Source organism: Burkholderia cenocepacia, from assembly GCF_014211915.1.
Taxonomy (GTDB): Bacteria; Pseudomonadota; Gammaproteobacteria; order Burkholderiales; family Burkholderiaceae; genus Burkholderia; species Burkholderia orbicola.
The window spans coordinates 2,046,765-2,073,561 of record NZ_CP060040.1; the positions used below are offsets into that span (position 1 = coordinate 2,046,765).

Here is a 26,797-nt window from a genome sequence, read left to right on the forward strand (position 1 = left end):
CGATGCACGCAGCGCGCTGTTTGCCGGCGACGCACCGAACGTGCAACCGTCAACCGGACCCGCCCGAGGAGACACCCGCGATGAACGCCGCGCGCACCGCCAGCTGGTATTTCGATTTCGTTTCGCCGTTCGCCTACCTGCAACAGGAACAGTTCGACCGGTTGCCGCCCGCCGCCGCGTTCGAGCCGCGGCCGATCGTGCTCGGTGCGCTGCTCGCGCACTGGGGCCAGAAAGCGCCGGCAGAGATCGCGGCCAAGCGAGTGTTCACCTATCGGCATGCGCAATACCGCGCGGACAAGCTCGGCATTGCGTTCCGGATGCCGCCCTCGCACCCGTTCAATCCGATCAAGCCGCTGCGCCTCGCGATCGCGATGGGCAGCTCGCGCGACGCGATCCGGCGGATCTTCCGGCATATCTGGCGCGACGGTCAGGACGTATCGACGCCGGCAGGCTTCGCCGCCCTGTGCGAAGCCGTCGGCTTTCCGGAGGGCGTGGCGGCCGTCGAAGCCCAGCCGGTGAAGGACGCGCTGCGCGCGAACACGGATCGCGCGATCGCCGAGAACGTATTCGGCGTGCCGACTTTCGTGCTCGACGGCGACCTGTTCTGGGGCGAGGACGCGACCGACATGTTCGTCGACTGCGCGACGTCGCGCGCGTGGCTCGACTCGCCCGAAGTGCGCCGCATCAGCACGCTGCCCGAAGGCGTCCGGCGAGGCTGACCGCGAGCCGCCGCCGGGCACCACCCGCTTCAGCCGTCGCGCCCTTCGACGAGCGCCGGCACGGCCTCCCGCATCATCGCGGCGAACCGCACGAGCCGCGACGGATAGAACTGCGCATGCGGATAAGTGAGGTAGACCGGTAGCGGCGCGGCCTGCCACTCCGGCGCGAGGTGCACGAGATCGCCGCGCGCGAGATCGTCGGCCAGCATCCACGACGACCCGACGCACGCGCCGACGCCCAGCAGCGCCGCGCTGCGCAGCGCATACAGGTTCGCGGTCGTGATGCGCGGGCGGATCGCGATGCGCCGCGTGTCGCCGCTGGCGGCATGCGTCAGCGCGAGCTCCGTGCGGTAGTACGTGCGCAACGCGAGCCACGGCAGCGCGGCGAGCGCGTCCGGATCGGCCGGCACGTCGGCGCCGTTCAGCACCGACGGCGCGGCGACCACGAAACGCGGCACCTTCGTCAGCCGGATCGCGACCACGCCCGGATCGGTCGGCTCGCCGACCTGGATCGCGCAATCGATGCCGCTGCCGACGAAATCGCGCACCTCGTCCTGCAGCAGCCACTCGACCGACACACGCGGGTAGTCGCGCAGGAATTGCGCGAGCGGCGCAACGAAACGCTGCTGCCCGAACGCGTGCGGCACCGCGACGCGCAGCAGCCCGTCCGGCTCCTCCTGCGCGCCGCGCAAATCGGCCTCGAACGCCGCCCAGCTCGCCAGCAGCTCCTTCGCCTGCTTGAAGCACCGCTCGCCGTCGACGGTCAGCCGCATCGTATGGGTCGTGCGTTGCAGCAGCCGCATGCCGAGCGAATTTTCCAGCGCCTGCAGCCGCCGGCTGATGGTCGGCTGCGTCGTATGCAGTTGCACGGCGGCCGCCGACAGGCTGCCGGCCTCGACTATGCGCACGAAGGTTTCCATCAGCTCGAAACGATAGCCGGCGCCGTCCACCGGCACCGCCTGGATGCGCCGAGACCCGCCACCAGCAGGAGAAGGAGAGGATTTTTCGGTCATTCGTGGAGCGTATAACAAATCTGCGCGGGGTGGCACTACCGTCGCCGGCCGCGTACCGCCACACTCGCGTCCATCCCATTCTTCCAGCGAGGATGTCCGCGATGTCCACCCCGACCCGTCTCGACGCCGCGCCCCGCGCGGCGCACGCCCCGGCCCGTCCGGCCGCGGCCGCCCATTCGATGCCCGATCGCCGGCTCGTGCTGCTGCTCGCGGCCGCCGCCGGCCTCGGCGTCGCCCCGCTCTACTACGCGCAGCCGATGCTCGGCGCGCTCGCGCCCGATCTCGGCGCGTCGGCGCGGGCGATCGGCTTCGTGCCGACGCTCACGCAGCTCGGCTATGCGCTCGGCATCCTGCTGCTCGCGCCGCTCGGCGACCGCTTCGACCGGCGCCGCGTGATCGTGACCAAGGCCGCCGCGCTGGTCGTCGCGCTGCTGCTGGCGTCGATCGCGCCGTCGCTCGGGCTGCTGCTCGCGGCGAGCTTCGCGATCGGCCTCGCCGCGACGATGGCGCAGGACGTCGTGCCGGCCGCCGCGACGCTCGCGCACGACGCGCATCGCGGCCGGATCGTCGGCACGGTGATGACGGGGTTGCTGCTCGGCATCCTGCTGTCGCGCGTCGTGGCCGGATTCGTCGCCGAGACGGCCGGCTGGCGCGCGATGTTCGCGCTCGCGGCCGCCAGCGTCGCCGTGATCGGCGCCGTGGCCGCGCGCGGGTTGCCGCGCTTCGAGCCGACCACGCGGCTGCCGTATCGCGCGCTGATCGGCTCGCTCGGCGCGCTGTGGCGCGCGCATTCGGCACTGCGCCGCGCCGCGCTCGCGCAGGGGCTGCTGGCCGTCGGGTTCAGCGCGTTCTGGTCGACGCTCGCGGTGATGCTGCACGGCGCGCCGTTCCACCTCGGCAGCGCGGCCGCCGGCGCCTTCGGTCTTGCGGGCGCCGCCGGCGCGCTGGCCGCGCCGGTCGCCGGGCGCCTGGCCGACCATCACGGCCCGGAGCGCGTCACGCGCATCGGGATCGGCATCGCGACGCTGTCGTTCGCATCGATGGCCGCTGCGCCGCTGATGTCGCCGCATGCGCAGCTCGTGCTGCTCGCGGTCGCGACGATCGGCTTCGATCTCGGCGTGCAGGCAACGCTGATCGCGCACCAGTCGATCGTCTACCGGATCGATCCCGCGTCGCGCAGCCGCCTCAACGCTGTGCTGTTCGTCGGCATGTTCATCGGGATGGCGGCCGGCGCCGCGATCGGCAGTTTGTTGCTCGCGCAACTGGGCTGGAATGCGGTGACCGCACTGGCCGTCGCGACGTCGCTGGCCGCGCTCGCCGTGCGGGTGTGGCGCAACTGAAGTCGGGCATCGCGTCACGCCGGCGGGTAAGCCCATGAGGCTTGCCCGTTTTTTTTATCGGTGCGCGTGACGCTGCGCCGCCCGACAGATTCGCGCCGCGCCGGCACGGCAATCGTTCATCCGGCGCAAGGTCCGCGGCGGCATACCGAATTGTCCAGTTCACCCAAATATTTTTCCGCCGGCCATGCCCACCCGCACGCAAACGTCGGACGATTCGGCCTTGCCGCGCCGCACGGCGCGCCCCCATCCGGCCCCACCACCCAGCTCCGCTTCATCAGGGGAATCCCGGTATTTTTTCGCATTTTCTTCGAAATAACGGGTGACATACTTGCCCCCCATTGCGCTCCGTGCGAGCGCGCTTTCCGATCCAGCCGGCCGCCTGTCATGCGCTGCGCGTCCGTCCGGGTCGCACAGGACATGAACGATTTCGACACCACGATCCAGGTCTTCCTCACTCACGTGACGTTCGGCCCACTGATGAATCACGCAATCCGCGTGATCGCGGGCCTCTACACGTTCAAGGGCTTCGTGCTCATTCCCGTACTGTGCTGGCTGTGGTTCCAGCCCGGCCCGACCCGCGAGCGACAACGCGAGCTGGTCGTCGCCACCGTCGCGAGCGGGCTCATCGCGCTCGCCGTCGGCCGCGTGCTGGCGCAGGTGCTGCCATTCCGCGTGCGGCCGATCTACAACCCCGACCTGCACCTGCACTTTCCGTCGGCCGGATTGCGTGCGGCGACGCTGCAGACCTGGAGTTCGTTTCCGAGCGATCACGCGATGCTGTGGATGGCGATCGCGACCGGCATCTTCATCATCGCGCGCCGCGTCGGCATCGTCGCGCTGCTGTATTCGGCCGTGTTCATCTGCCTGCCGCGCGCGTATCTCGGCTTTCACTATCCGACCGACCTGATCGCGGGCGCGGCGATCGGCATCGCGATCGCGTGGCTGCTGACGCGCGACGCGATCCGCTCGCGCTTCGCGCCGCAGGTGCTGGAGATGATCCGGCGCTTCCCCGCGCCGGCCTATACGCTCGCGTTCCTGCTGTGCTTCGAGTTGATCACGCAGTTCGACGAACTGCTGACGCTCGCGCAGTCGGCCACGCGCACGATGTGACGGCCACCGCGCGATGCTGCCGCTGCTGCTGTCGTTCCGTCGCCCAGGCGCGCGCTGCCGGCCATGCGCGGCAGCGGCACGCTGTGCGACGGCCGCGCCCGTCAGTCGCGATCGGGCGCGCCGAGCGGAAAGAACGAGCGATACGGCCGTGCCTCGTCGACCGCGCGCGCAAACGACGGCCGCGCGAGCAGACGCTTGCGGTACGCGATCACGTTCGCGAACGCCGGATCGATCCGGTGCGTCCAGTCCGCATAGAACAGGAACGGCGCCGCGCCGCAATCGGCGAGGCTGAAACGATCGCCGGCCGCCCATTCGCGATCGGCCATCGTCTTGTCGAGCCACGCATACGACGTGTCGAGCATCGCACGCGCATCGGCCACCCCGCGCGCATCGCGCTCGGCTTCGGGCCGCAGCGCATCGAACACGACCTTCTGCTGCGGCGTCGCCACGTAGTTGTCGAAGAAGCGGTCCATCGTGCGCACCTCGAGCGCGGCGCGGGGATCGTCGGGCAGCAAACGCACGGGGCCCGGATGGGCGAGACCGAGATACTCGATGATGATCGTCGCCTCGATCACCGTGCGGCCAGCATCGACGAGCACCGGGAAGCGCTTCAGCGGCCACAGCGCGGTCAGTTCCTGCATCGGCTTCGGATCGTCGTGCGCGAGCACGCGATACTCGAACGGCGTGCCGTTCTCGTACAGCGCGGTCAGCACCTTCTGGCAGTAGGACGAAAAGGGATGGGCGTAAAGCGTCGGCATCATCGTGGGGTCTCTCTGGGTTTCGGCGCCACGTCGTGCGGCGCCACGTGATCGGATACCTAGACGACGAACGGCGCCCGGCCGTTTCGACATCGGTCCGGCATTTTTTTCGAGGGACTGCCTCGGCCGCTACGATCGGCCGTCCATCACGACGCGCCCTTCGGCGCGCCAGCGCAGCATCCCGCCGCCGAGATTCGCGACCGCGTCGAAGCCGGCCTTCTTCAGGATCACCGTCGCCTGAGCGGAGCGCCCGCCGGCCCGGCACACGGTCACCACCGGCCGGTCGTGCGCGATTTCACCGGTGCGCGCGGCCAGTTCGCCGAGCGGGATCGGCGTCGCGCCGGGCAGATGGCCGAGCGGGCCCGCAAATTCGTCCGGCTCGCGCACGTCGACGACCTGCACCGCCGGCAGATGATCCTCGAGCCATTGCGGATCGATTTCCCAGAAGCCGGCGAACGTATAGACGAGCGGCGCCCAGTCTGCGGTCGCCTGCGCATCGGGTGCGTTCGCGGCGACGCCGCACTGCAGGTTCGCCGGCACCGCGACGTCAATCTGGCGCGGATGCGCGAGCCCGAGGTTGCGCATGTAGCCCGCGAAATCGTCTTCGCTGAGATCGCCGCCGAGACGCGGGTTGAAGCGCCGCTCCTCGCCGACGCTCGTCACCGTGAGCCCGCGATAGTCGTGCGCGGGATACAGCAGGCACGCGGCCGGCAGCGTGAAGAGCCGGCCGTGCACCGCGCGATACAGCGCGCGCGGGTCGCCCTGCTGGAAGTCGGTGCGGCCGGTGCCGCGGATCAGCAGGCAATCGCCGGTGAACGCCATCGATTCGTCGTCGAGCACGAGGCTGATGCAGCCGCTCGTGTGGCCAGGCGTCGCGCGCACGGTCAGGTAGCGCGGGCCGAACGCGCAGCGATCGCCGTCGTTCAGGTAGCGGTCGGCGCCGTGCGCGCCGCTCGCGGCCGAAATCACGATCGCGCTGCCGGTGCGCTGCTTCAGCAGCCACGCGCCCGTCACGTGATCGGCATGCACGTGCGTATCGACGGTCGCGACGAGCCGCAATCCGAGTTCGTCGAGCAGTGCCGCGTCGCGACGCACCTGCTCGAACACGGGATCGATCAGCAGCGCCTCGCGCGATGCGCGGTCGGCGAGCAGATACGTGTATGTCGACGATTGCGGATCGAAAAGTTGCCGGAAGATCATTGCTCTGGTGCTCCGTCGCGGGTTCTTCAGTGAGGGGTAGTCTGATCGGCATACGGCATATCGTCGTCGGACACCGGCGTCGGCATGACGACCTCGCCGCCACGCGGGCGGCGTCGCGCACGTTCATATAGCGTAGATCAAAATGCCCGCGCCGCCGCGCATCCCCTACGCGGCAACCGATTCCAACGACGAAGCGCACCGCGGGACGATTCGCCGCGCCGGGACCGCATCGCACGCTGCCTTACACTACCGCCTGTTCTCGTTTCCGATCACAGGAATACTCCCGACATGTCGATGACGATCGATCCGAAGCAGGCCGCCGCGCTGCTGGCCGTCGCCGACACCGGCAGCTTCGAGCAGGCGGCCGTGCGCCTGCACGTGACCGCGTCCGCCGTCACGCAGCGGGTCCGCGCGCTGGAGGCGAGCCTCGGCACGCCGCTCGTCTTGCGCACGCGGCCGTGCCGCCCGACGGTGGCCGGGCAGCGTGTGCTGCAGCACTTGCGCCGCGTCGCGCTGCTGCAGGCCGACTTGCAGAGCACGCTCGCGGCCGAGCGCGAATCGCCGATCTCGGTCACGATCGCGCTGAACGCCGACAGCCTCGGCACGTGGTTCCTGCCCGCGCTGACGTCGGTGCTCGCCGGCGAGCGAATCCTGTTCGAGCTGATCGTCGAGGATCAGGATCACACGTTCGCGCTGCTCGAAAGCGGGATGGCGGTCGGCTGCGTGACGACCGAGCCGAAGCCGATGCGCGGCTGCCTCGCGACGCCGCTCGGCACGATGCGCTACCGGCTGCTCGCGGCCGCCGCGTTCGCGGTGCGCTGGTTTCCGCGCGGGCTGAACCGCACGAGCGCGCGCCACGCGCCCGTCGTCGCGTATTCGCGGCGCGACACGCTGCAGTCGTCGTTCCTGAAGGAGAAGTTCGGGTTGCCGGACGGCGCGTACCCGTGCCACTACGTGCCGGGCACCCATTCGCACTTCGCGGCGGTGCGGCACGGGCTCGGCTACGCGATGGTGCCGGAGCCGCTGATCGGCACCGCGCCGCTCGACGCGCAGGGGCTCGTCGATCTCGCGCCCGCCCATCCGACCGACGTCACGCTGTACTGGCACGCGTGGACCGTGCAGTCGCCGACGATGGCGTCGCTGTCCGAACGGGTGGTCGAAGCGGCGCGGCGGTTGCTCGCACCGTTGCCGTAACGCGCCGGCAGCCGCGCCGGCGATCGACACGGCCGGCCGGCGCGGTACGCACTCCGACGAGAAAGTCGGCCGCGCCGCCTATACTTTTTCCATCGGCCTCGCGAACGCGCCGCGCGGCCGATCATCCCGATCCGGCCGTTCCCTTTCATGTGAGGAGAACATCATGTCCCGCCGCTATATCGATTGCCGCGAGTTTCCCAGCGCGATGCATTGCTCGGTCGCGATTTCCGCCGACTCCGACAACGAACTGCTGGAGGCCGCCGTGCAACACGCGGTCTCGGTGCACCAGCACACCGACAGCGCCGAACTGCGCACGCAGCTGAAATCGCTGTTCCACGACGGCACGCCGCCCGCCGACACGCCGCGGCAGGCGTAATCCGCCGGCACGGCACCGATCGACCGACGACGCGCCGCGTCAACCCTGCGCGTCTTGCGTCATGCCATGTCGCGCCGGCCCGTCGCCGGCCGGCGCATTCCGCTTCACGCGCGACGCTGCGAGAAATACTCGCCGACCGCGCCGAGGAACGTGTCGATGTCCGCGCGCGACACGTCGCAATGCGTGACGAAGCGCGACGCGTACAGCATCTGCGTGAGCATCCCGCGTTCCTTGAGCCACGCCTCGAGCGGCGCACAATCGGCTTCGGGGAATTGCGCGAACACCATGTTCGTCGCATGCGACAGCACCTTCACGCCGTCGATGCGCGCGAGGCCGGCCGCGAGATGCGCGGCGTTCGCGTGATCGTCCGCGAGCCGCTCGACGTTGTGATCGAGCGCATACAGGCATGCCGCCGCGAGAATGCCCGACTGCCGCATCCCGCCGCCCAGCACCTTGCGCCAGCGCTGCGCGCGCTCGATCAGCGCACGGCTGCCGACCAGCACCGAGCCCACCGGCGCGCCGAGCCCTTTCGAGAAGCAGATCGACACGGTGTCGAACGGCGCGCACAACTTCGCGATCGGGCGCCCCGACGCGACGGCCGCATTGCAGACGCGCGCGCCGTCGAGGTGCGTGGCCAGCCCGCGGCTGCGCGCGAACGCGACGGCTTCCTGCACATAGCCTTCCGGCAGGACCTGGCCGCCGATCGTGTTTTCGAGCGCGAGCAGGCGCGTGCGGGCAAAGTGATTGTCGAGCGGCTTGATCGCCGCGGCGATCTTCGCAAGCGGCAGCGTGCCGTCCGGCGCGTTCTCGATCGGTTGCGGCTGGATGCTGCCGAGCACGGCCGCGCCGCCGCCTTCGTACTTGTAGGTGTGCGCGAGCTGGCCGACGATGTACTCGTCGCCGCGCTCGCAATGCGACATCAGCGCGGCCAGGTTGCTCTGCGTGCCGCTCGGGAAGAACAGGCCGGCTTCCTTGCCGGCCCGCTCGGCCGTCACCGCCTGCAGGCGCAGGACGGTCGGGTCGTCGCCCCAGACGTCGTCGCCGGTTTCGGCGGCGGTCATGGCGGCCAGCATCGCCTGGCCCGGACGTGTCACGGTATCGCTGCGTAAATCGATCATCGCTGTGTCCTGAGTGAACGCGGGCCGGCCTTCCTGCGCCGGCCCCGCCGAAAACGAGACTCAGAGTGTACGCAATTCACGCGGCATGTGCCGAGGGATGCGCCGCGATCGCGTGCGTCAATATCGCGGCGGCGGCGGCTGGACGCCCGCCGGCGGCATCGGCGGCGCCGCGCGCGGCGCGGTGCCGTATCCGCCGCCGCCATACCCGCCGCCACTACCGCCGCTCATCCCGCCCGGCACCGGCACACGATTGCCGGTCGCATACATGCACTGCAGATACGCGTAGTCGTAGCGGCGCTGGACGTCATAGGCCGAGCCCTGCGCGGCGCCCGCGCCGACGACGCTGCCCGCGAGCAGCCCCGCGCCCGCGCCGACCGCCGCGCCGGTGCCGCCGTTGAACGCGGCGCCGGCCGCCGCGCCGAGCGCGGTGCCGACGGCCGCGCTGCCGACCGCGCTCGCGGTCGACGCCTGCCCGGCGCTCACGCCGCCCGATTGCTCGAACGCGTACTGCCGGCAACTGCCGTCGTCGGCGCGGAACTGGTCGAACGACTTGCCGGTGCCCGGCAGCGCCATCACGCTCGGCCCGGTCGGCAGGTAGGCGCACGCGCCGAGCAGCGCGGCGAGCGACAGTACCGCCGGCACGCGCAGCGGTCGAAATACGGTTTTCATCGTTGCGCCTCCGTCACTGCGGCCGCGCCGGCACCGAGCGCCAGCCCGACTTGCAGGTCTTCACGTACGGGTAGTAATGCTTCGACGCGTCGCAGTAGTACCAGAGGTTCGCGTCGCCGTTGTCCTGCGGCTGCCCCTGCTCGACATACTCGGGCGGCGGCGGCGGAGCGACCGGCACCGCGACGACGGGCGGCGGGTAGTAGTAAGGCGCAGGGACGACCGGGGCGTAATACGGATAGCCGGGGCCGATATAGACCCCGACCCGGGCGGCATGCGCCACGCCGCCCGTCGCGACCGCCAGCGCGGCCGCCGCGCCCAGTGCGAGCTTCAATCCATTCACGTCACGTTCTCCGGCTGGCCGGTTCGCCGATGCGAACCCGGCATCCCGAACGCTACGCCGCACGCGCTCCGGCATCCATTACGGGCGAGCGCGCGAATGTTGCGCGACGTTACCCGTGTGACAAACGGCCCCGCCCGTCCGGACGGTCGCGTTACGCGCTAACGGATCGAAACCGATCGCCGTCCCGGCACGCGGTTGGCGCATGCGCAAAACCGTTCCAATGACGCGACGCGCCATATTGACGCACGTGCGTCAGACCGCCACGCCGCGACCGCACGCACTGCGAACGACCTTCTTGATACGAATCAACGATTTATCCCGAAATCGCGCGCGACGGGCTGGACATCTGCGACGAGTTGGCGCATTTCGCGGTGCAACATCGCGGCACATACTCCAGCCAACCCCGACGCCTGTCCGCCGGGGTCCGCCGGCACCCGCCGGCGGGTATCGTCAGCTTCGGTCATCTGGTATGGACACCGCACTTTCGGCCCTCGATCTGGCCCGCCTGCAATTCGCGTTCACCGTCTCCTTTCACATCGTCTTTCCGGCATTGAGCATCGGCCTCGCCAGCTTCATCGCCGTGCTCGAATATCGCTGGCTGAAGACCGGCAAGCAGTACTACAAGACCCTCTGCCTGTTCTGGTCGAAGATCTTCGCGGTCGCGTTCGGAATGGGCGTCGTGTCCGGCGTCGTGATGAGCTATCAGTTCGGCACCAACTGGTCGGGCTTCTCGAGCTTCGCCGGCGCCGTCACCGGCCCGCTGCTGATGTACGAGGTCATGACCGCGTTCTTCCTCGAGGCCGGCTTCCTCGGCATCATGCTGTTCGGCTGGAACCGCGTGAGCCCGCGCGCGCACTTCGGCGCGACGCTGATGGTCGCGATCGGCACGCTGATCTCGACGTTCTGGATCCTCGCGTCGAACAGCTGGATGCAGACGCCGCAGGGCTTCGAGATCGTCGACGGCCGTGTCGTGCCGACCGACTGGTTCGCGATCATCTTCAACCCGTCGTTCCCGTACCGCCTGTTCCACATGGCGATCGCCGCGTTCATCGTCGCCGCGCTGGTGGTAGCCGCGACCGGCGCGTGGCACCTGCTGAAGGGCCGCCGCGACAAGGGCGTGAAGAAGATGTTCTCGATGGCGCTGTGGCTGCTGCTGGTGCTCGCGCCGCTGCAGGCCGTGATCGGCGACCAGCACGGCATCAACACGCTGAAGCACCAGCCCGCGAAGATCGCCGCGATCGAGGGGCTGTGGGAAACCGAGAAGGGCGGCACCGCGCTGAACCTGTTCGGCATCCCGGACATGCAGGCGGAAACGACCCGCTACGCGGTGAAGGTGCCGCACCTCGGCAGCCTGATCCTCACGCACAGCTGGGACGGCGAGATCCGCGGGCTGAAGGACTTCCCGCCGCAAGACCGCCCGAATTCGACGGTCGTGTTCTGGAGCTTCCGGATCATGGTCGGCCTCGGCTTCGCGATGATCGGCCTCGCCGCGCTCGCGTGGCTGCTGCGCCGCCGCGGCCGCCTGTACGAATCGAAGTGGTTCCAGCGCTTCGCGCTCGTGATGGGCCCGACCGGTTTCGTGTCGCTGCTCGCGGGCTGGGTGACGACCGAAGCCGGCCGCCAGCCGTGGGTCGTGTATGGCGTGATGCGCACCGCGCAGGCCGTGTCGCCGCTGTCGGTGCAGCAGGTCAGCCTGTCGATGATGACGTTCGTGATCGTGTACTTCCTCGTGTTCGGCACCGGCGTGTACTACATGCTGAAGCTGATGAAGGCTGGCCCCGCGCTGCCCGACGTCAAGCACGACGATAAACCGGACACGCGCCCCGATCACACCGCGCGCCGCCCGATGTCGGCCGTCGACGAGCTGATCGAGACCGTCTGAGCCTACCCCATTCGCAAACGAGAAAACCTATGGACGTCACCGTAATCTGGGCCGCGATCATCGCGTTGGGGCTCTTCATGTACGTCGTGCTCGACGGCTTCGACCTCGGCATCGGCATCGTCTTCCCGTTCTTCCCGGACGAAAAGGAACGCGACCTGATGATGAACACGGTCGCGCCCGTGTGGGACGGCAACGAGACGTGGCTCGTGCTCGGCGGCGCCGGGCTGTTCGCCGTGTTCCCGATCGTCTATTCGACCGTGCTGTCGGCGCTGTACCTGCCGCTGATCTTCATGCTGGTGTGCCTGATCTTCCGCGGCGTGTCGTTCGAGATCCGCGCGAAGGCGCGGCGCACGAAGCAGCTGTGGGATCTCGCGTTCATCGGCGGCTCGGCCGGCGCGACGCTGTTCCAGGGCATCGCGCTCGGCGCGTTCCTGCAGGGCATCGACGTGAAGGACGGCGTGTACGCGGGCGGCGCGTTCGACTGGCTCACGCCGTTCAGCCTGCTGACCGGCCTCGGCCTGATCGTGACTTACGCGCTGCTCGGCTGCTGCTGGCTCGTCGCGAAGACCGAAGGCGACCTGCAGCGCCGCCTGCATCGCGTCGTGTGGCCGCTGACCGTCGTGCTGCTCGGCTTCATCGCGGTCGTCAGCCTGTGGACGCCGCTGCAGGACCCGACCATCGCGCAGCGCTGGTTCGATTCGGGCCTGTTCTGGCGCCTGCTGCCGGTGCCGTTCCTGGTCGCCGCGTGCGCGGTGTGGATGCGTCGCGCGGTGCGCGACCGGCACGACATGACGCCGTTCGTGCTCGCGCTGGCGCTGGTGCTGCTCGGCTACGTCGGCCTGCTCGTCACGCTGTTCCCGTATGCGATTCCTCAGACGATGACGATCTGGGAAGCGGCGGCGCCGCGTTCGAGCCAGACCTTCACGCTGGTCGGCGCAGCGGTTATCCTCCCGATCATCATCGCCTACACGACGATGGGTTATTGGGTATTCCGAGGCAAGGTGCGCCATGAAGACCAGCATTACTACCACCACTGATTCCACCGCCGGCCAGCCCGAGGCGCCGCGACCGCGGATGCGCGGCTGGATGTGGTTCGTCGTTCTGTGGGCGGGCGGCGTGGTCGGCGCCGTCACGCTCGGCTATGCGTTCAAGATTTTCATGAACCTGACGCTGTTTGCGGTGAAGTAGGTAAAGCGGCCGCCCAGTCGAACGATCGACCGGGCGGCCGTTTTGTCGTTGGGCCGCGGCTTCGGCTGGCTGCAGCCAGCGCCGCAATAACGAGGACCCGCGGACGACACGTCCCGCCCGGCTATGGGCTCTGTCGCACCACACCCAATTTAAGCCCCAGCATGCCGAAGATGCGATTCATCGTCTGTACCGTCCCGTCGCTACGACCCTGCTCGATATCTTGAATCGTCTTGGTCGACACGCCGGCCAGCTTGGCCACTTCGGCACTCGTCAACCGCATCGTCTTCTTCAAATGACGCACCGATTCGCGCAGCGTCCATTCAGGGTGTGCAAGAACCTCCTCGACCGCTTGTCGCCGCAGTGCGAGCTGCTCGGGAAGCGGCATCGTGTTATAGCGTTTGTCCATGGTGCCATCCCCGCTTAGCGCAGCGCATCCAGTTCGCGCGCAAACCGCTCCAGGCCCGGTTTAAGAAAGGCATGCACATCGGGCTCCAACCCAAGATCCGTTCCTTGATCGGCGATCTCCTGTAGGCGCGGTGCCATTGCACGCAGCCGCGTCTGCAATGCATCGCGATCAAGCACGGGTCGCTCGCTCCCCGCCCAGGATTCGCTCGACCGAACCACCGTGTCAAGCACTCTCGCCCAGTCCGGCCGGCCACCGTCATTTCCCTCCCAGCGAATGCGTCGGGAAATGCCATCGGGATGCAGATACATCGGCGCAAAGTCGAAAAGCGGCGTCAACGCAATGCGCCCTTGGAAATCGCGTTGCAACGCGGTGTTTCGCGCATGATTGTCCTTATTGCCCAACGCAAGATTGGCGACGTCGCGACACAAGTACTCCGCAACCTCGGCCTGGGAATCGGTACATTGCCGTACGAGATGCGCGCATACCTCGTCGTGACTCGGCACGACGCCGAAGCCGGCTTTGCCCGTCAACGAAGCAATGCTTTCCTGGGCGAACCGGACAACGCCGTCACCCACTCGCGCGCGATCGAACCGCGGAATGAACAGCGCCCGATCACGCAGCGTCAGCGGTGCATGCACGCGCAGACCGAGACGCCGGGCCAACGCCATGTAGGGCGCTTCGTGGCGCAGAATCTGTGCAAGACGCTCGTTGCTGCCGCGTCCGAACTTGACGATGTAGTGTGCAACCGCACGCTCGTCGGGCAGCGTGTGATCGAGGTAGAGCAGCCCATCGTCGGCGCGGGTCAGCAATAGCTTCGGCCATTCACCCTGCACGCCGGAAGAGCCTGCAACGAAGAATCCGTGTTCGGCGAGATACTCGCTGAATGCGTCTCCGCGCATGGCCACTTCGTCGTCCGTGAAACCGTGCTGCGGCCCTTGTTGCTCGGCGAGCCATTGGGCGGCTTCCTTGATTCGCAGATTGCCGATCGAATTACCAGCTCCCGCCAGCAGTAAGGGCCAGTCGGCTCGCTCCTCCGCCGTTTCCGGCAAATCGAGGCTGCGCAACAGTTCCTGGCGACCGAAACCCTGGGGCAACAAATCGATCAGGAAAACCGGCCAATGGGATGTCACCAGCGGCTTGAGTTCGACGGGAAAGGTGCACGACATCGCATGCGCATCGCGCGCAGCCTGATGACGAACGATCCATTCAACGCCGTAGCCCGAGTAGGCGCGAGCGCGCCATCCTCCGTCAGGCTCGCCGAACAAGGTGACGCTGCCGATGTCGTGCCAGTGACCGGCGGCGTGAAGCTGAATGGTGCAGGAATTCGTCATTTCGGCAAAAATCTATACATATCACGTCTCTCGATATGAATAAAATATATAAATTTCTACCGAAATGCAGACTACCCGGCCGAACTACGCCGAAAGAGTTCTGATGCGCTCATTGCGCCTCACCCCCGCCCGCGCAACGCCGCGTCGATCTTCCGATCGGTCTTGTACTGACTCAGCGCATACACCGACCAGATCGCGGCCGGCAGCCAGCCGATGATCGTGAGTTGGAGCAGCAGGCAAATGATCCCGGCGATCGGGCGGCCGATCGTGAAGAACTGGAACCACGGGAGCAGCAGGGCAAGCAGTAGGCGCATGAACGATCCTCTCGGTACGTCGTTGAACGGGTGATGCGCGACGAATATGCCGGTGCACGCGCCTGAATTCAAGCCATGCACCGGCATCGCGGCGCCGTGATGCGCCCGGGTCATGCCGCAGGCGTACCGCCCTTCCCCCACTCAACGCCCGATACCGAGCCCCGGCAGCACGCGCGTGTTCTCGGCCACGACCGCCTGCAGCAGGCGCGGATCGGCGCCGAGCAGCGCGAGGATCGTCGGCGCGACCTGCTTCGTGCCGACGAGATCGTTCACCGTGCGCGCACGATGAATGCCTGGATACGACACGAGCAGGCCGAGATGGCTGTCGTCCGGCGCGTTGCCGCCGTGCTCCTCGTCCTTCTTCGTGCTCGACGTGTAGATCACGCCCGGATTCGGCTGGACGACGATGTCCGGCGTACGGCCGTTGGCCGGATCGCCGAAGCGGTCGGCCAGCGCCGCGCCGTACAGCACGTACGCCTGCGGGCCGTCCGCGCAGATTCCTGGCGCGTTGCAGCCGAGATTCGCCTTCAGCGTCTGCACGACGGCCGTGCGCTGGCCGCGGTCGCGCAGCCAGATCAACCCGACGTCGTCGGTCTGCACGAAGCCCGTGCCGACCAGGCCCGAACCGTCGTTCAGGTTGCCCGTCGTCGTGTTGTTCTGGCCGAAGTTGCCGTTCGGATCGAGGAAGTCGTTCGCTTCGAGCAGCTTCGTCAGCGTGTCGCCGTTCTTCACGAGCTTGGTGTGATCGCTCGGCGACTGGCCGTGCTTCGACGTGACGATCACGGCCGTCGACGAATACAGGTTCGCCTGCTTCAGCGCCGCGACGACGTGGCCGATCGCGTCGTCGACATACGTGATCGCGTTCGCGACTTGCCCGTTCGGCGTGAAATCGGCGTCGAGATAGCCGCCGCCCTTCGCGACCGGCGCCTTCTGCGCGACGCTCAGCGTCTGGAAGTTCGCACCGAACAGCGTCGGCACCGGCGCGGTCTTCGTGCCGCTCGAATCGCGGCCGCCGATCTGGTGGATCAGCGCCTGCACGTGCAGGTTGTCGAAGCGCGCGGTGTGCGAGTAGACGTCCGTATAGTCGGTGTTGGTCGCCGGGTCGATCGAATTGATCTCGGTGCGCATCAGGTCGTCGACGCCGGTGCCCGACGGGCCGTTCAGCCAGTCGTAGCCCCACGCGTGCTTGTCGGCCCACGCGGTGCGCGCATGCGGCACGCCGGCCTTGACGGCCTCGAACACCGTGTTGGTCTTCACGTAGTCGTGCGGGTAGACCGGCACGCACTGGCCGTTGACCTTCGCATGCGGGATCGCCTGCGGATTGAACGCGCCGCCGCCGTCGAGGTGCACGAGCGCGCCGCCGTTCTGCGCATCGATGCCGGTCGTCTCGTCGAACACGACGTTCCAGCCCTGCTTGCCCGAGCACGTCGTGTCGCTCGGCGCGTACAGGTTGCGGTCGTACGATACGTCGTAGAACAGGCCGGCCGTCTTCGGCGAGCCGCCCGTCACCAGTGCGGCGAGGCCGGGAAACGAATCCGACAGCCCCGGCGTGTACGCATTCGCGTACGTCACGCCGCTCTTCGCGAGCACCGCGAGGTTCGGGCACGTATTCGCGCCGATGCAGCGCGCCAGATCCTGCTCGTGCAGGCCGTCGATGCTCAGCAGCAGCACGTGCTTCACGACGCGGCTCGCCCGGCCGTTGCTCTCGCCCTGAGCGTTACCGTCCTGTTGCGCCGCGTGCACGCCCGCGCTTGCGAGCGCCAGCGCACCCGCCACCATCACCGCCATGTTTCGTTGCTTGACGAACCTGGAAATCATCACCCCACCTCATCGATTGATGTTGAACCGCGTGACCTGCCATCAGGCGCGCAAAATATCGCCGGGCCGTGCGGCGGTCGGATGAAGCGGGGCTTTCTGTTCTCTGTCAAACGTAACCAATCGCAAATGACATGAAGGGTCGCAATCCGCGGCCCTCGCGTGCGCCGGCCCGTGCGACGGGATTTTTTTCGACTTGGCCCGCGACTATTGGCGTGTGATAAAGGGTTTTCCCTGACCCGGAGCACGACTATGTCAACCCTGGAAGCTCTCCGGTTCGTGCTGGACGATGCACGTACCCCCGAAATCATTCGCCATCACGTCGTCGACGCGTTGCAGTACGCGTTGCGCAACTACGGACAGGTGTTTACCGCGAAGGAAGTCGAATGGCTGGCGCAGTGGGACGACGCGCGTCTGCCGCTGGCCGCGAGGAAGGAGCTGGACAAGCGCGAACCGGCGATCGCCGGACGCTGAAAAAAAACGCCGCCACGCCCGACGGGTGCGGGAGTGGCGGCGGATGAGGGATGACGGGCGGCGGTAAGGCTTACTGCAGCCCGAAGTCGACGCGGGTCGTCGCGCCCTTGTCCGAGATGCCCTTCGCGTCGAGCTTCGGCGCGACGACGAACATGCGGCTCGAATCGATCTTGCCATCGAGATACTGGCGCACGGCCTGCGCGCGCTGCTGCGCGAGCGCACGCAGCGCATTGTCGTCGGCCGGCGCGTGATCGGCGAGCGCCTGCTTCATGTCCGCATCGGGCAGCGTCTTCTGCAAGCCCACCAGGTTGCGCGGCTTCTTGAAATCGGCGGCCTTGTACGCACGCGTCAGGTACTTCGAGTATTCGGCCTTGTCGACCTTCACCGACATCGGATCGATGCTCTCGCCCTGACCCACCACGTCCTTCAGCTTCTGCTGGCGCACCAGTCGCTCGACGTACGCGTCGCGCAGCCCCGGCGTGTCCTGCGCCGGATCGACGCGGCCGATCAGGTCGAGGCGGATCGACGGCTTCTCGGTCAGCATCTTCACGACGGTGTCGAGCTTCTTCTGCTGCGCGTCGGTCAACGCGTACGAACCCGGCGCGAACTCGACGTAGCCGAGATCCTCGCCGCCGCTGCCGCCGAACGCATTCGCGAGCAGCGTGAACGGCGACGTGACGGCCTTCGCGATCAGGTTCAGCACCGCGTGCCAGATCAGCCCGCCGACGCTGAACTCCGGATTCGACAGCGAGCCCGACACCGGTAGATTCACGTCGATCTGGCCGCGCGTGTTCTTCAAGAGCGAGATCGCGAGCTTCACCGGCAGCTTCGTCGCGGTGTCGTTCTCGACGCGATCGCCGAACGTCAGCTGGTCGATGAAGATGTGGTTGTTCGCCGACAGCTGGTCATTCGCGAGCTGGTAGTGCAGGTCGACGTTGAGCTTGCCCTTCGTGATCGGATAGCCTGCGTACTTCGCCGAATACGGCGTCAGGTTGGTCAGCTCGATGTCGTGCGCGGTGGCCGTGAGGTCGAGCGCCGGCTTCTCGATCAGCGGGTTCACCGAGCCCTTGATCGAGATCGGCCCGTTGCCCGCGAGGTTCGCGGCGACGTCGACCGGCGCGGACGTCGTCGAATCCGTGCCGAACGCGCCGACCGTGCCCTTGATCGCGACGAGGTTCGCCGTGTAGTTCGGCTTGATGAAGTTGTCCGTGTACGTGACGCGGCCGTTCTGCAACAGCAGTTCGCCGAAGTGCATCCGCACCGGGTTCTGCGGCTGCGGCGCGGCCTTCACGACCACCGTCGCCGACGCGGCGGCCGGCACGGACGCCTGCTGCGCGGCCGCGGCCGACGCGGCCTGCGCGGCGGCCGGCGGCGTCACGCCCGGCGACAGCGGCACCGGCTCGCCCTTGCTCGCGTCGCGCGTGAGCGACTGCGCGGGGCCCGTCTCCTTCGCGACCACGTCCTTCAGGTTCAGCCGGCCCTGTGCGTCGAGCAGCACGCGGCCGTAGAAGTTCGAGAACGTCACGCGCGCGGCGTCGACGTCGGTGCCCTTCTCGTCGTAGTTCGCCTTCAGGTTCGACAGCGCGAGCGAGCGCCAGCCGGCGAACGGATCGGAAGTCGCCTTGTCGAGCATCCGCACGTCGACCAGCGCGACGTCGCCGCGATAGGTCGCGCGCGGCGTGTCCTTCACCTGCGCGAACGTCAGGTTGCCCTGCGCGTTGAGCAGCGCGCTCGCGATCGTCGCGTTCAGCGCGCTGCCGAAGTACGGCTCGAACGCGGCCGCATCGAGGCGGTTGCCGTTGATCTTCAGGCCGAGCTTCAGCGGCTGCGCGGTCACGTCGCCCGTCACGTTCAGCGAGCCCTTGCGGTTCAGCGTCGCCTTCAGTTGCACCGGCAGCGGCTTCGTCAGGTCGTCGCTCACCTTCTGCACCGACAGCTCCAGCGGCTTGATCGCCAGCTTCACCGGGCGCGGCGTCGACAGGTCGGTGAAGTTCGCGGACGCCTCCTTCACGTTCAGCGCGTCGATCCGGTAGTGCCACGACGGCGCGGCAGCCTGGGCCTTGCGCGCGACCGTGCGCGGCGGCACCGCGGCTTGCGCGGGTTCGGCCAGCGCCGCGAGGTCGATCTTGCCGTCCTTCAGGCGCTTCACGTCGAGCGCGAGGCCAGTCGCGTCGACGCTCGCGATCTCGGCGGTGCGCGCGGCGACGTCGATCTTCGCGATCTTCGCGCTCGCGTCGGGCAGCGCGATCGCGGGCGCCTTGTTGTCCGGCGCGGCGATCTTCAGCGACTTGAGGCTGACCGTGCTGTCGGCGACTTCCGCGGCGAGCGGCGTCTTGCCCCAGTCGGTCTTCGCGTTGACGGTCGCGCCGAGCGTGCCGTCGAGCACGCGCGCACGCGTCGCCTCGCCGAGATACGGCTGCAGCGCCGGCAGCGCGAGCGCGGCGACCGTCAGCTTCGTGTCGGCCTGCTTCGCGGCGAGATTGAACGCGCCTTCGGCCGTCACGTCGCCGCCGCGCGACAGCGACGTCGACAGCGTGTACTTGGCGGGCGTCTTGCCCTGCAGCGAGAAGCCGTCGAGCGTCGCGGCGAGCTTCGTCAGCGACAGCGCGGTCGGCGTGGCCGGCACGCGGTCGTCGACGTTGATCGTGCCGCCGTCGATCGCGACATGGCGGATCGTCAGGTCGAGCGGCGGCGCTTCCTTCGCGGCGGCGCTGCCTTCGGCCTTCGCGCCGCTGGCGGCGGCAACGGCCGCACCGGACGCGGCGGACGCACCGGGAACGGCGGCGGCCGACGCGGCCGGCTTGCCGGCTTCGGCCTTCGGCGCGGCGGCCGGTTGCGCGACGAGCTTCTCGACGTTCAGCACGCCCTGCCTGTCGCGCGACAGGTCGATCACCGGCTGGTCGAGCCGGATCTCGTCGAAGTGCATCGCGTTGCGCAGCGGTTCCAGCCCGGCCGCCGCGACGTGCACGCCGCGCGCGGCGAACAGCGGCGCCGACGCGCGGTCGGTCACCTTCGCGTCGTTCAGGTCGACGGTGCCCGACACGCGCAGCGCGGGCGTCTCGCCGCTCATCACGAAATTGACCGTGAGGTTGCTGCTGAGCAGGCCGCTCGTCACGGCCACCGGCAGCTTCGCCGGCACGTACGAGATCAGCTTCGGCACGTCGAGGCGGTCGAACTTCAGCGCGATCTCCGATTCGCGCGACTGCGCGAACGGCTTGGTCTTGCCGTCGATCGAGATCGGGCTGCCGTCGAAGCGCGCACGCAGCTTCGGCTCGACGAAGATGTCGGTCTTCGAGGCCAGCGTCGCGATGTACGGAATGCCGAGCGTCCAGTTGTCGACCACGTGCTTTTCGTTCAGCAGGCGATCGTCGAAGTCGATCCGGCCGTCGTTGACCTGGATGTTCGACACCGAGAATTGCGTCGGCTTGCTGTCGGACTTCGGCGTCGGCGACGAGAACTTCTCGATCAGGTCGGTGAAGTTGAAGCGCTGCGCGTCGTAGCGAACGACGTGAAAGCGCGGCGAATCGAGCCGGACCTCGTTGACGATCGGCGCGCCGCGGAACAGCGACGACCACGACGGCCTCACGACGAGCTTGCCGATGTCGATGAAGTCGCCCTGGCCGCCGCGCTCGCCGAGATGAATGCCATCGGCTTCGAGGTTCAGCGTGTACGGGTTCAGTGCGATGCGCTGGATCGTGGCCGGCCGGTCGAGCTGCTTGCTCAACTGCTGTTCGGCGACATGGCGGATCAACGGCGGCGCCGCGAAGAAGCCGAGCAGTCCGAATAAAACGAGGAAGATCAACAGGCCGATGCCGATACGCCTGGTCCGGCGCGAGCGTGCAACGCCGCCGAGGGCATGGAGGGTCGAGGGTACGGTTTCTTTGTCTGCGCTTGCCATGCTTGAATGCCTCGGGAATGGATGCCGGGCCGCACCGGAGAACCGGGCGGCCGCGCACGCTATCCCGAAAGTATAGGCTCAGGAGGTGACGGTACGGCGGTCGGGCGCCGCCGCCGCGCCCGCCGATCGGACAACGGCGGCGGTCAACCGTTCATTTCCGGACGACGACGGGCGGCATCCACGAGCCGTCGCTCGCCTGCGGCTTCGGCGCGTACAGGCGCAACGCGAGCGCGAAATCGGTCCGCGGCGCCGGCAGCCAGTTGGCCGCATGCGTGCCGCCCGGCGACGCCGACACGACGATGTCGATCGAGCCGTCGTGGTTGCGGCGCAGCCGGTCGCGATCGCCGAGCGAGCGGCGCGCCGACCCGACGTCGGGCAACGCGCCGTTGGTGGTGTACGGCGTGAGCGTCCAGAACGCGCGCACCGGCGGCAGCGCGCCCGGCGCGAAATGCAGCACGTACCGGTTCGCGCCGTTCAGCGCGTGGCCGTCGCTGTCGACGCGGGTGATCGCGAGCGTCTCGTCGTCGCGCGTCGCGGTGCCGAACTGCGTGTAGGCCGCATACGCGCGCAGCGCGTAGTCCTGGCCGTACTTGCCGGCCGTATCGCCGAGCCAGGTCCAGCCGTTCGCGTTCAGCAGGTTCGACGGCGGGGTCGCGAGCCGCGCGCGCGCCTCGGCGACGCCGGCCGTCGCGGCCGTCAGACGGTCGCCCGTCCACAGCACCGGGTAGCCGGCCGTCACGCCGATGTCGCCGAGCGATTCCTGCGCGTGTGCGTCGTCGGCCGGCGCCGGATTGTCCTGCAGCGCCCGCGCGAAGCGCGTGAAGAACGCCTTCGGGTCGAGCGCGGCCACTTGTTCGGCCGGCGTGCCGCCGCCCACCGCTTCGGATGGTGCGCTGCCCGCATGGACCGCGACCGATGCGCCGCGCTCGGCGCCCGTGTAGACCGACAGCGGCACCACGCGGATCGCGCGCTGCAATTTCTTCACGTTCGTCAGATCGCGCCCGCCGCTCGTCTGCAGCCGCACTTCGAGCCACGCATTGGCGGACGGCACGTCGACACGCTGCACGCCCTTCGGCAGCGTGCCCTGCCAGTCCTTCGCGGCGAAGGCAATCGTTTGCGACCGCCCGGCGCCACGGGCGCCGCGCGCCGCGACGCTCGACGACGACCACAGCACGTTCGTCCACATGTCGAGCGCGCGTGCGTCCCAATAGCGGCCGCGCGTGTCGGGCAGCGTGACGATCACGGGTTCGGCGGCGACGTCGAGCCAGCCGGTCGAGTCGAGCGTGTCGACGCCCGGCAGCGGCGGATTGACCGCGCCGACGGGCGGCAGCGCCTGCGCGTGGCGCAGCGTGTTGAGCGGCGCCTGCCCCGGCTGCGCGCCGTCGCCGCCCGTCGCCGCTTCCTTCGCGACGTCCATCAGCACGAGCGGATACGCATAGATATAGGAGTCGGCGACTTCCGCGCGCATCCAGCCGGTTTTCCGCTGGATCGCGTCCGGTTGCGACGCGCATCCTGCAAGCAACGCCGCAATGGCCAGCGACGCGCACGCGCGTCGCAGAGAAACTGATTCTCGCTGGTTTTCAATCATCGATTACTGGCCGAATATCGTTCTTTTCAGTCAACGCCCTGTTCGTCTCGCGAACGGCGAAAACAAGGCACCCCAGCGTGCCCGGATGACCGTTTCGCTACGTTTCGTAACGGTGGGCGCTGATGTCAGGCCGGTATCATAGCGCCTAAGGGCATCCCCCAATATGCCGAATAACGGGTAAAACGCTAGCCGAATCGTCAAGAAATCTGAAATAGTTCACGGGATTCATCAAAAATCCGGAACGGTCCGATCGCGCTGGAATGATGGTCGGGTGAGAACCGTCGACGAGGATGGATAATTGGTGTCACTATTGACACCATAGGCTGTGGCAAGATCCTCGACCAATGATCGACTGAAGGCACAAAAATCATGACCCAAGACCACTTTACGTACCGCGTAACGTGGTCCCCGGAGGACGGGGAGCACGTCGGCCTCTGCGCGGAATTCCCGTCTCTTTCGTGGCTCGATGCAACCCCGGAAGGCGCGCTGGTCGGCATTCGCCGGCTCGTTGCCGACGTCGTGCGCGACCTGACCGCGAACGGCGAAAAGGTGCCCGAACCGATCGCCGACCGACCCTACAGCGGCGAATTCAAGGTCCGCATCCCGCCGCAGGCGCACCGCGCGCTCGTCATCCAGGCCGCCGAACAGGGCGTCAGCCTCAATCGCCTGGCAAGCGCCAAGCTCTGCGCCTGAGCGCGTACGCGTGCACCACGCACGATCGCCCGGCTCGTCCGTCTCGAAGCCGGGCGATCGCTTTTTCCAGGTTGTGACACCCTGTGCGCATCGACCTGCGTCGCATCGTCGCCGACGCTTGACCTTACCATCATGGGAATGTTGATACTGGAACCATTCGCGGCACGAACCGCGCTTTTGGGGAATCCGACATGACTGAACCACTTGCCTCCGCGGCGCTGCAAACGATCGAGCTGAACGTCGACGGCATGCATTGCGGCGGCTGCACGGGCCGCGTGCAGCGCGCGCTGGCCGCCGTGCCGGGCGTCGTCGATGCGGCGGTCGATCTGGATGCGCATACGGCGACGGTCACCGCGCAGGAAACCGTCGCGCCGGATCAGCTCGTGAACGCCGTCCATCAGGCCGGCTATCGCGCCGCGGTGCGCGACGCGGCCGGCGAAGCCGTCGCGCGCCCGCATGCGGCGCACACGACAGCGGACGCAACGCCGTCTGCGCCGGCTGCCGCCACGACGATCGAACTCGATATCGATGGCATGACCTGCGCGTCGTGCGTGTCGCGCGTCGAGAAGGCGCTCGTCAAGGTGCCGGGCGTCACGCGTGCATCGGTCAACCTGGCGACCGAACGTGCGACGGTCGACGCGTCGGCCGGCGTTTCGGCCACGCAATTGGCGGATGCCGTGAAGCAGGCCGGCTACGGCGCGACGCCGACGGCGTCGGACATCGACGTCCCGGCCCTCGCCCCTACCCTGCCCACCGCGCCCGCAAGTATCGAACTCGACATCGACGGGATGACCTGCGCGTCCTGCGTGTCGCGCGTCGAGAAGGCGCTCGCGAAGGTGCCGGGCGTCACGCGTGCATCGGTCAACCTCGCAACCGAACGCGCGACGGTCGACGCATCGGACGACGTATCCGCCGCCCAGCTTGTCGATGCGGTGAAACAGGCCGGCTACGGCGCGACACCGACTGCCGTCGCCGCGCCGTCCGCCACGCCCGCTTCCGCCGACGTCGAACTCGACATCAGCGGCATGACCTGCGCGTCCTGCGCCGGCCGCGTCGAAAAAGCGCTGGCCGCCGTGCCGGGCGTCGCCCGGGCGACGGTCAATCTCGCGACCGAACGCGCGTCGGTGCACGGCGCCGGCGCACTCGACGCCGCCACGCTGATCGCAGCGGTCACCACAGCCGGCTACCGTGCGTCGCTTCCGGCCGCGTCATCCGCCAGCGCACCGGCCGGCGCCGACTTACAGCCGGCCAGCCCCGCGCAGGACCCCGACGCCCGCAAGCGCCGCGAAGCGATTCGCGAACGCACCCTCGTGATCGGCGCCGCCATGCTGAGCGCGCCGCTCGTCGCGCCGATGCTCGCCGCACCGTTCGGTATCGACCTGATGCTGCCCGGCTGGCTTCAGTTGGTGCTCGCGTCGATCGTGCAATTCGGCTTCGGCGCGCGCTTCTACCGGGCGGCCTGGCATGCGGTGAAGGCACGCACCGGCAACATGGACCTGCTCGTCGCGCTCGGCACGTCGGCCGCGTACGGGCTGAGCCTGTGGATGCTGCTGCGCGATCCCGCGCATCCCGGTCATCTGTATTTCGAAGCGTCGGCCGTCATCGTCACGCTCGTGCGCTTCGGCAAGTGGCTCGAATCGCGCGCGAAGCGCCAGACCACCGAGGCGATCCGCGCGCTGAACGCGCTGCGCCCCGACCGCGCGCGCGTCGTCGAGCACGGCGTGGAACGCGACGTGCCGCTGTCGCAGGTGCGCGTCGGCACGCGCGTCGGCATCCGGCCCGGCGAGCGCGTGCCCGTCGACGGACGGATCGTGTCGGGCCGCTCGCACATCGACGAATCGCTGATCACCGGCGAAAGCCTGCCCGTGCCGAAGGACGATGGCGACGCCGTCACGGCCGGCTCGATCAACGGCGAAGGCGCGCTCGTCGTCGAAACCACCGCGATCGGCGCGGAGACGACGCTCGCGCGCATCATCCGCCTCGTCGAATCCGCACAGGCCGAGAAGGCGCCGATCCAGCGGCTCGTCGATCGCGTCAGCGAGGTGTTCGTGCCGGCGATCCTCGGCATCGCCGTGCTGACGCTCGTCGGCTGGCTGATCGCCGGCGCCGGGACGGAAACCGCGATCCTCAACGCGGTCGCGGTGCTCGTGATCGCGTGCCCGTGCGCGCTCGGTCTCGCGACGCCCGCCGCGATCATGGCCGGCACGGGCGTCGCGGCCCGGCACGGCGTGCTGATCAAGGACGCGCAGGCGCTCGAGCTCGCGCAACGCACGACCGTGATCGCGTTCGACAAGACCGGCACGCTGACCGAAGGCAAGCCGTCCGTGACGGCGTTCGACGCCGTCGGCGTGCCGCGCGCCGAAGCGCTCGCGCTCGCGGCGGCCGTGCAGCGGCAGAGCGACCATCCGCTCGCGCGTGCGGTGGTCGCCGCGCACGACGCGGACGTGGCCGCACAGGGCGGTGCGGCCGAGTCGGTCGTCGCGACCGATGCGCGCGCGGTGGCCGGGCGCGGCGTGGAAGCGCACGTCGGCGGGCAACAGCTTGCGCTCGGCAGCACGCGCTGGCGCGACGAACTCGGCATCGCGGTGCCGCCGGCGCTCGATGCGCATGCGGCGGAACTCGAACGCGCGGGCAACACGATCTCGTGGCTGATGCGTGCCGATACGCCGCGCGCGGTGCTCGCGCTGATCGCCTTCGGCGACACCGTGAAGCCGGGCGCCCGCGACGCGATCGCGGCGCTGTCAGCGCGCGGCGTCGCGAGCGCGCTCGTGACGGGCGACAACCGCGGCAGCGCGGCGGCCGTCGCGGCGGCGCTCGGCATCGGCGAAGTGCACGCGCAGGTGCTGCCCGACGACAAGGCACGGGTCGTCGCCGAGCTGAAGCGCACGCACGGCGGAATCGTCGCGATGGTCGGCGACGGGATCAACGATGCGCCCGCGCTCGCCGCGGCGGACGTCGGCATCGCGATGGCGACCGGCACCGACGTCGCGATGCACACGGCCGGCATCACGCTGATGCGCGGCGACCCGGCGCTCGTCGCCGACGCGATCGACATTTCCAAACGCACGTACCGCAAGATCCAGCAGAACCTGTTCTGGGCGTTCGTGTACAACCTGGTCGGCGTGCCGCTCGCGGCGCTCGGCTTGCTGAATCCGGTGATCGCGGGCGCGGCGATGGCGTTTTCGAGCGTCAGCGTCGTGACCAACGCGTTGCTGCTGCGGAGATGGAAAGGCCGCGCGCGTTGATGCGGCGGGCGGTGAAGGCGGGATAGCCGTTCGGTGGGCGGTGGGCGGTGGGCGGTGGGCGGTGGGCGGTGGGCGGTGGGCGGTGGGCGGCCAACAGGAAGGATCAGGAAGTGAGGAAGGGTCAGG

General features: G+C 68.4%; 24 protein-coding genes. 11 read left to right on the forward strand and 13 right to left on the reverse strand.

The window, feature by feature from the left end:
• Positions 1–80: 80 nt before the first annotated feature.
• Positions 81–719, forward strand: a complete 639-nt coding sequence (locus tag SY91_RS25590) for a 2-hydroxychromene-2-carboxylate isomerase (RefSeq protein WP_023478087.1) — start codon at positions 81–83, stop codon at positions 717–719.
• Positions 720–748: 29 nt separating this feature from the next.
• Here the strand turns inward: SY91_RS25590 and SY91_RS25595 are convergent, their stop codons facing one another.
• Positions 749–1,732 carry a LysR family transcriptional regulator gene (locus SY91_RS25595; protein WP_023478086.1) on the reverse strand — a complete coding sequence of 328 codons (984 nt, stop codon included), beginning with the start codon at positions 1,730–1,732 and terminating at the stop codon, positions 749–751.
• 101 nt (positions 1,733–1,833) lie between these two features.
• Here SY91_RS25595 and SY91_RS25600 point away from each other — a divergent pair, with 101 nt between their 5' ends.
• A complete protein-coding gene (locus tag SY91_RS25600; protein WP_011548952.1) occupies positions 1,834–3,072 on the forward strand; it encodes an MFS transporter in 1,239 nt (412 codons plus the stop codon).
• A 159-nt stretch (positions 3,073–3,231) separates the two neighbouring features.
• On the opposite strand, the gene SY91_RS25605 is transcribed toward SY91_RS25600, so the two are convergent.
• Positions 3,232–3,411, reverse strand: a complete 180-nt coding sequence (locus SY91_RS25605; RefSeq protein WP_023478187.1) for a hypothetical protein — start codon at positions 3,409–3,411, stop codon at positions 3,232–3,234.
• A 78-nt stretch (positions 3,412–3,489) separates the two neighbouring features.
• Here SY91_RS25605 and SY91_RS25610 point away from each other — a divergent pair, with 78 nt between their 5' ends.
• The gene (locus tag SY91_RS25610) at positions 3,490–4,182 is read left to right on the forward strand and encodes a phosphatase PAP2 family protein (RefSeq protein ID WP_034175365.1); all 693 of its coding nucleotides are present in this window, start codon (positions 3,490–3,492) and stop codon (positions 4,180–4,182) included.
• 101 nt (positions 4,183–4,283) lie between these two features.
• On the opposite strand, the gene SY91_RS25615 is transcribed toward SY91_RS25610, so the two are convergent.
• Positions 4,284–4,943 (reverse strand): glutathione S-transferase family protein, encoded by a 660-nt coding sequence (locus SY91_RS25615; RefSeq protein ID WP_023478188.1) that lies wholly within the window; start codon positions 4,941–4,943, stop codon positions 4,284–4,286.
• 126 nt (positions 4,944–5,069) lie between these two features.
• On the reverse strand, positions 5,070–6,140 hold the full coding sequence (locus SY91_RS25620) for a rhodanese-like domain-containing protein (RefSeq protein WP_006480354.1): 1,071 nt from the start codon (positions 6,138–6,140) through the stop codon (positions 5,070–5,072).
• A 288-nt stretch (positions 6,141–6,428) separates the two neighbouring features.
• Between SY91_RS25620 and SY91_RS25625 the strand changes: the two genes are divergently transcribed.
• Both SY91_RS25625 and SY91_RS25630 read left to right on the forward strand, forming a co-directional pair.
• Entirely contained in the window at positions 6,429–7,334 is a 906-nt protein-coding gene (locus SY91_RS25625; protein ID WP_011548948.1) for an HTH-type transcriptional regulator ArgP, read from the forward strand.
• A gap of 163 nt (positions 7,335–7,497) precedes the next feature.
• Positions 7,498–7,710, forward strand: a complete 213-nt coding sequence (locus SY91_RS25630) for a DUF1059 domain-containing protein (RefSeq protein ID WP_006480352.1) — start codon at positions 7,498–7,500, stop codon at positions 7,708–7,710.
• 104 nt (positions 7,711–7,814) lie between these two features.
• Here the strand turns inward: SY91_RS25630 and ltaE are convergent, their stop codons facing one another.
• The 3 genes from ltaE to SY91_RS25645 all read right to left on the reverse strand — a co-directional run bounded on the left by ltaE (position 7,815) and on the right by SY91_RS25645 (position 9,837).
• Entirely contained in the window at positions 7,815–8,828 is a 1,014-nt protein-coding gene (gene ltaE, locus SY91_RS25635) for a low-specificity L-threonine aldolase (protein ID WP_023478161.1), read from the reverse strand.
• Positions 8,829–8,945: 117 nt separating this feature from the next.
• Complete coding sequence (locus SY91_RS25640) at positions 8,946–9,497, reverse strand: YMGG-like glycine zipper-containing protein (protein ID WP_011548946.1); 552 nt, start codon at positions 9,495–9,497, stop codon at positions 8,946–8,948.
• A 13-nt stretch (positions 9,498–9,510) separates the two neighbouring features.
• The gene (locus SY91_RS25645) at positions 9,511–9,837 is read right to left on the reverse strand and encodes a hypothetical protein (RefSeq protein ID WP_023477963.1); all 327 of its coding nucleotides are present in this window, start codon (positions 9,835–9,837) and stop codon (positions 9,511–9,513) included.
• A 469-nt stretch (positions 9,838–10,306) separates the two neighbouring features.
• Between SY91_RS25645 and SY91_RS25650 the strand changes: the two genes are divergently transcribed.
• The 3 genes from SY91_RS25650 to SY91_RS25660 are packed head-to-tail and all read left to right on the forward strand — an operon-like array spanning position 10,307 to position 12,907.
• Positions 10,307–11,719: a cytochrome ubiquinol oxidase subunit I gene (locus tag SY91_RS25650; protein ID WP_012339265.1), complete on the forward strand. Its 1,413-nt coding sequence runs from the start codon at positions 10,307–10,309 to the stop codon at positions 11,717–11,719.
• 29 nt (positions 11,720–11,748) lie between these two features.
• The gene (gene cydB, locus SY91_RS25655; RefSeq protein WP_023477964.1) at positions 11,749–12,756 is read left to right on the forward strand and encodes a cytochrome d ubiquinol oxidase subunit II; all 1,008 of its coding nucleotides are present in this window, start codon (positions 11,749–11,751) and stop codon (positions 12,754–12,756) included.
• Positions 12,728–12,907 carry a hypothetical protein gene (locus SY91_RS25660; RefSeq protein WP_012339263.1) on the forward strand — a complete coding sequence of 60 codons (180 nt, stop codon included), beginning with the start codon at positions 12,728–12,730 and terminating at the stop codon, positions 12,905–12,907. Before cydB ends, SY91_RS25660 begins: the two co-directional genes overlap by 29 nt.
• 121 nt (positions 12,908–13,028) lie before the next feature.
• On the opposite strand, the gene SY91_RS25665 is transcribed toward SY91_RS25660, so the two are convergent.
• The 4 genes from SY91_RS25665 to SY91_RS25680 form a co-directional block, all read right to left on the reverse strand.
• Entirely contained in the window at positions 13,029–13,313 is a 285-nt protein-coding gene (locus tag SY91_RS25665) for a helix-turn-helix domain-containing protein (RefSeq protein WP_006480347.1), read from the reverse strand.
• 14 nt (positions 13,314–13,327) lie between these two features.
• The gene (locus tag SY91_RS25670; protein WP_034175098.1) at positions 13,328–14,644 is read right to left on the reverse strand and encodes a type II toxin-antitoxin system HipA family toxin; all 1,317 of its coding nucleotides are present in this window, start codon (positions 14,642–14,644) and stop codon (positions 13,328–13,330) included.
• 119 nt (positions 14,645–14,763) lie between these two features.
• A complete protein-coding gene (locus SY91_RS25675) occupies positions 14,764–14,958 on the reverse strand; it encodes a YqaE/Pmp3 family membrane protein (RefSeq protein ID WP_006480346.1) in 195 nt (64 codons plus the stop codon).
• A gap of 141 nt (positions 14,959–15,099) precedes the next feature.
• Positions 15,100–16,776: an alkaline phosphatase family protein gene (locus SY91_RS25680; protein ID WP_043888631.1), complete on the reverse strand. Its 1,677-nt coding sequence runs from the start codon at positions 16,774–16,776 to the stop codon at positions 15,100–15,102.
• A gap of 249 nt (positions 16,777–17,025) precedes the next feature.
• On the opposite strand from SY91_RS25680, the gene SY91_RS25685 reads away from it, so the two are divergent.
• The gene (locus SY91_RS25685) at positions 17,026–17,247 is read left to right on the forward strand and encodes a hypothetical protein (RefSeq protein WP_006480344.1); all 222 of its coding nucleotides are present in this window, start codon (positions 17,026–17,028) and stop codon (positions 17,245–17,247) included.
• A 70-nt stretch (positions 17,248–17,317) separates the two neighbouring features.
• On the opposite strand, the gene SY91_RS25690 is transcribed toward SY91_RS25685, so the two are convergent.
• Both SY91_RS25690 and SY91_RS25695 read right to left on the reverse strand, forming a co-directional pair.
• Positions 17,318–21,145 (reverse strand): DUF748 domain-containing protein, encoded by a 3,828-nt coding sequence (locus SY91_RS25690; protein WP_185921220.1) that lies wholly within the window; start codon positions 21,143–21,145, stop codon positions 17,318–17,320.
• A gap of 151 nt (positions 21,146–21,296) precedes the next feature.
• Positions 21,297–22,733: a DUF1254 domain-containing protein gene (locus SY91_RS25695; protein WP_006480343.1), complete on the reverse strand. Its 1,437-nt coding sequence runs from the start codon at positions 22,731–22,733 to the stop codon at positions 21,297–21,299.
• A gap of 369 nt (positions 22,734–23,102) precedes the next feature.
• Between SY91_RS25695 and SY91_RS25700 the strand changes: the two genes are divergently transcribed.
• Positions 23,103–23,426: a type II toxin-antitoxin system HicB family antitoxin gene (locus SY91_RS25700; protein ID WP_023478042.1), complete on the forward strand. Its 324-nt coding sequence runs from the start codon at positions 23,103–23,105 to the stop codon at positions 23,424–23,426.
• Positions 23,427–23,617: 191 nt separating this feature from the next.
• Positions 23,618–26,671 (forward strand): heavy metal translocating P-type ATPase, encoded by a 3,054-nt coding sequence (locus SY91_RS25705; RefSeq protein WP_185921221.1) that lies wholly within the window; start codon positions 23,618–23,620, stop codon positions 26,669–26,671.
• The last annotated feature ends 126 nt before the right edge of the window (positions 26,672–26,797 follow it).